Raw genomic sequence first — 4,034 nt, 5'->3', positions numbered from 1 at the left:
TCAACAACCGACGGCTTCTCCAGCCCATCGGTAACATCCCGCCGGCGGAGGCCGAAGCCGCCTACTATGCCTCGCTCGAGCCTTCAGCTATGGCGGCGTAACTCAAACCAAATGGCCTCCGGCAAACCCGGGGCGGTTCACCCGTGCGGCATGGTCGACCAACTGCTTCTTCCAGGCATAGATCTGGTTCGGATGCACCTCGTAGCGCCGCGCCAGTTCCGCTACCGTCGCTTGCTCGCGCAGCGCCTCCAAGGCAATCTTCGCCTTCAGCGCCGTGTCGATCTTCCGTCTCGTCTTCTTCGTCATTGCTCCCTCCGTCTATCGAACGGAGAAGCCGATTTCCAACTTAGCTCATGGTCCCAAAAACGGGGTCCACTTCAGGCTTCCCGGTCGCGTTTACGACCGCGGCCGCGCTGGTTACCCAGCTGATGGAAGCGCGTGACGAGCGGCGGCTTTTGAAGATGCAGCGCGAGCTGCAGGCCGTGAAGCTGCTGATCGTCGATGAACTCGGCTACGTTCCTCTGTCGCCCACAGGGGCTGAGCTGCTGTTCGAGACCGTCTCGCAACGCTACGAGCGGGGCTCGACCATCATCACGTCTAACTTGCCCTTCGAGGACTGGACCTCGGTCCTGGGGTCCGAGCGACTCACCGGCGCCTTGCTCGACCGCCTGACGCATCACGTCACGATCTTGGCCATGAACGGCGACAGTTATCGCCTCAAACAATCTACGAGCCGCCGCCGCACGACACTCAGGGCGGAGCAAAACCAGGCCAGCCCTGAGACCGTCAACCCGGACACCGGCGAGATCACCACCATCATCTGATCCACCTGACCAAGCCTGATGTGCAAAGGGGCCCCGATCGGCGCCCCTTTGCACATCACCACGTCTCACCATCACTGGCCTGCTTTTACTCCGCCCCCGCTGGCCTGGAATTGCACCGCCGTTGACAGACGGTAGAGCGAGCGTACCGATACGCCGGTCTCCACCGCCAGGCGGGCGGCCGTCACCGGCTTCGGCAGGGTGCTGAGCGCGTGCAGAAGGCGAAAGAGACGGTCGGGTCGCGCCACGTTCACCTGCCGGAATCTGTCAGGAGAGGTAGTTTATGACACGGCTCGTTGGCCGGCAAGGGTGCCGGTCCCGGGGGATCACCATGTTGAACGTCGTCACCCACCCCAACTTCCGCGCCCAGGCCCGCGAGGCGCTCGGATTCTACCGGTCCGTGTTCGGTGGCCAATCGACGATCATGTCCTACGCAGACGCCCACAGCGTGACGGACCCGTCAGAGGCGGATCAGGTCATGTGGGGCCAGGTCGTGGCCGATGACGGCTTACGCATCATGGCGTTCGATATGCCTGCCAGCCGTCCGTGGTCGGCCGGCGAGGCGCCGTTCTTCGTTTCGGTATCCAGTGCGGTCGAAGCGGAGATCAGCTCCCGTTGGGACCGCCTGCGCGTGGGCGGGACGGTGCTGCATCCGCTTTTGCCGGCGGCCTGGGCGCCGCTCTACGGGATGGTGAAGGATCGCTTCGGCATCACCTGGAATCTCGCCGTCGACGGCGCCCATGCGGTTCCAGCAGCCAATCAGGGCTGAACACTCGGGGCGCCCCATCGGGAGGACGCGGCCGAGATTCTTCGCCCCATGGAACCTGCGGCTTCAGGATAATCGGCCAACTGAGATCCCGAGGCACTACGAGGCGGGGGAGGCGTGTCGGTCGACCATCCTCGTCTCGCATGTGCCACTATTGCGGCCACGGTTACTCGCCCCAGCCCACGACGTCATGACCGCCGAAGACCATGCGACGGATGAATGGGGCCGAGAGGCCGGAACTGAAGCCTAAGGCGGGGGCGCTCGCGTCGTCGAGCCGCCTCATCTGGTCCACGCTCAGATCGATGTCGGTGGCGGCGATGTTGCTTTCTAGCTGTGACACCGTCCGTGCGCCGACGAGCGTCGAGGTCACGCCCGTGCGTACCAGCGTCCAGGCGAGCGCGACCTGCGCGACCGGTCGGTCAAGCTCCGAGGCGATGGCCTTCACGACGTCGAGAATGTCCCAGTTGCGATCGACGAACTTGCTGTCCCCGAACGGGTTTGCCCCGCTCAAGCGACCGGTGTCGCCGGTATCGTTCCGCCGGTACTTGCCGGACAGGAAGCCGCCCGCCAGCGGGCTCCACGGCATGATCCCCATCCCGCCTTCGCGCGCCGCCGGGAAATGCTCGCTCTCCACGTCGCGCGCCACGAGGGAATATTCGAGCTGCATCGCGATCGGCCCGGGTACCCGTCGCTCGCTCGCGATCGTCGCGGCCTTCATCGCCAGCCATGCGGGCATGTCCGACAGGCCATAATAGCGGATCTTGCCCGCACGGACGAGGTCGCCCAGCGTCTGCACGATCTCCTCGATCGGTGTCACGCCGTCCCAGATGTGCATCCAGTAGAGGTCGATGTAATCCGTCCTCAGCCGCCTGAGCGAGGCGTCGAGCGCGCGGTGGATGTTTTTGGCACCGGCACCGCCGGCATTCGGATTGCCGCCACCGGCCTGTGGCGCGGTCAGCGGGCTGGCCGATCCGTTGAAAGCGAACTTGGTGGCGAGCACGATCTCGTCGCGTACCTTGCTCTCGGCGATGAACCGGCCGACCAGCGTCTCGCTCCCGCCGCCCGCGTAGATATCCGCGGTGTCGACGAAATTGCCGCCCGCATCGCGATAGGCGTCGAAGATGGCCCGCGAGGTCGCGTCGTCCGCATTCCACTCACCGGGACCGAAGGTCATCGTCCCAAGGGCCAACGGGCTTACGACAAGGCCGGAGCGGCCGAGCGTGCGAAAATTGGTCAGGGACATCGGGAGGACTTTCCTAGTGTTCAATATGAAACCTATGATATGGTGAGGATCAGCCGTCAATCTATTTCAGAGCGGTCACTATGGAACTCGCCGAAAAGGAAGCTGTGCCGCGTCGGAAAACGGGACGCCCGCTGTCGTTCGATCGCGATGCCGCGCTCGAACAGGCGATGCTGACATTCTGGCGTTATGGGTATGAAACCACGTCGATCGTCGACCTGACGACTGCGATGGGGGTGACGGCACCCAGCCTCTACACCGCGTTCGGCGACAAGAAGCGGCTCTTCCTGGAAGCCGCTCGCCGCTATGCGGGCGATCCAGAGGCAATGGCACAGGCGCTCGACGACGCTGAAACGGCCTGTGATGCCGCGCGTGCCATGCTGACCTCGGCCGCGACCGCGTTTACGGGCGAGGCGACCCCCAGGGGTTGCCTGCTCGCCAGCGCGACCGCCAGCGGCTCGTCCGCGTCGGCGGACGTGCAGCAGGCGATTACCGACATCCGCGGGGGTGTCGCCATCCGGCTGCGCGCCCGGATCACACGCGACGTCGAGGCGGGCATTCTGCCTCTGGACCTTGATGTCGCGGCCCTGGCCGGCATGGTGATGGCGATCATCCAGGGAATGTCCGTCATGGCGCGCGACGGTATGGACCGGCCGGAGCTGCTCGCCATCGTCGAGCGTACGCTACAGGCGTGGCCGGTGTGCCGGACGTAGTGGTGCCCTCGAAAGATCGGCATTGACCAGTTGACCTCAGCGCGATCGCGCGGGACCTAGCTGTGGAGCCTCAACAGGTTGTCCTCGGATAGACCGAGGCGGCTGATGGGTGGCTTGGCACCGAGGCTCATGTGCGGCCTCTGCCAGTTGTACCAACCCAATGCGCCTGCATTCTGGCTTGGGCTACCGATAACCAATGGTCTATGAATCCGAAGGAGAGACAGCCGTGATCGAGCCCTAACCCGCAAGCCCGAAAACTGTCCACTGAATCGGGTCAATCCCACATTATAACGACTCAGTAAATCCTGATGTAAGTTTGCTACCCAATATCGCAAGGATTGGTTGATTGGGCTGGGTTTGTGGGCTCATACCGATCCTGAGGACTAGCGCAACAACGCAGACGAGCGGACGGCTGAACTGTAAGAGTCTGTCCGAAGTCATATCTTTTTCTGGCAGAGCTTTCGCAGCATGAGTCGAATAGACGCCAGTTGTAA

Annotated in this window: 5 protein-coding genes and 2 pseudogenes; 3 read left to right on the top strand and 4 right to left on the bottom strand. The window is 63.5% G+C overall.

Going from position 1 to position 4,034, the window contains the following annotated elements; genetic code table 11:
• Positions 1-102: 102 nt before the first annotated feature.
• A complete protein-coding gene (locus M8523_RS35870) occupies positions 103-306 on the bottom strand; it encodes a transposase (protein ID WP_428352037.1) in 204 nt (67 codons plus the stop codon).
• Positions 307-380: 74 nt separating this feature from the next.
• On the opposite strand from M8523_RS35870, the pseudogene M8523_RS35865 reads away from it, so the two are divergent.
• Positions 381-824, top strand: a pseudogene (locus M8523_RS35865) (ATP-binding protein); the annotation flags it as partial.
• 128 nt (positions 825-952) lie between these two features.
• Here the strand turns inward: M8523_RS35865 and M8523_RS35860 are convergent.
• Positions 953-1,069, bottom strand: a pseudogene (locus M8523_RS35860) (transcriptional regulator); the annotation flags it as partial.
• 35 nt (positions 1,070-1,104) lie between these two features.
• Here M8523_RS35860 and M8523_RS35855 point away from each other — a divergent pair.
• A complete protein-coding gene (locus M8523_RS35855) occupies positions 1,105-1,590 on the top strand; it encodes a VOC family protein (RefSeq protein ID WP_282589572.1) in 486 nt (161 codons plus the stop codon).
• A gap of 163 nt (positions 1,591-1,753) precedes the next feature.
• Here M8523_RS35855 and M8523_RS35850 read toward each other — a convergent pair whose 3' ends face one another.
• Positions 1,754-2,830, bottom strand: coding sequence for an aldo/keto reductase (locus M8523_RS35850; protein WP_282589571.1), 1,077 nt, complete (start codon positions 2,828-2,830; stop codon positions 1,754-1,756).
• An 80-nt stretch (positions 2,831-2,910) separates the two neighbouring features.
• Here M8523_RS35850 and M8523_RS35845 point away from each other — a divergent pair, with 80 nt between their 5' ends.
• Positions 2,911-3,540, top strand: a complete 630-nt coding sequence (locus tag M8523_RS35845) for a TetR/AcrR family transcriptional regulator (RefSeq protein WP_282589570.1) — start codon at positions 2,911-2,913, stop codon at positions 3,538-3,540.
• Positions 3,541-3,825: 285 nt separating this feature from the next.
• Here M8523_RS35845 and M8523_RS35840 read toward each other — a convergent pair.
• Positions 3,826-4,034: hypothetical protein (locus tag M8523_RS35840; RefSeq protein ID WP_282589569.1), on the bottom strand; the 209-nt coding region annotated here is incomplete at its 5' end.

Source organism: Lichenifustis flavocetrariae (assembly GCF_026130545.1).
In the GTDB taxonomy this organism is placed as follows: domain Bacteria; phylum Pseudomonadota; class Alphaproteobacteria; order Rhizobiales; family Beijerinckiaceae; genus Lichenihabitans; species Lichenihabitans flavocetrariae.
Note: the sequence above shows the minus strand (reverse complement) of the source record. Positions and strands in the feature narration are given on the sequence as shown.

Excerpts from the sequence above, each read along its gene's own strand:
- M8523_RS35850 (WP_282589571.1), bottom strand. The coding sequence starts at position 2,830 with ATGTCCCTGACCAATTTTCGCACGCTCGGCCGCTCCGGCCTTGTCGTA.
- M8523_RS35870 (WP_428352037.1), bottom strand. The coding sequence starts at position 306 with ATGACGAAGAAGACGAGACGGAAGATCGACACGGCGCTGAAGGCGAAG.
- M8523_RS35845 (WP_282589570.1), top strand. The coding sequence starts at position 2,911 with ATGGAACTCGCCGAAAAGGAAGCTGTGCCGCGTCGGAAAACGGGACGC.
- M8523_RS35855 (WP_282589572.1), top strand. The coding sequence starts at position 1,105 with ATGACACGGCTCGTTGGCCGGCAAGGGTGCCGGTCCCGGGGGATCACC.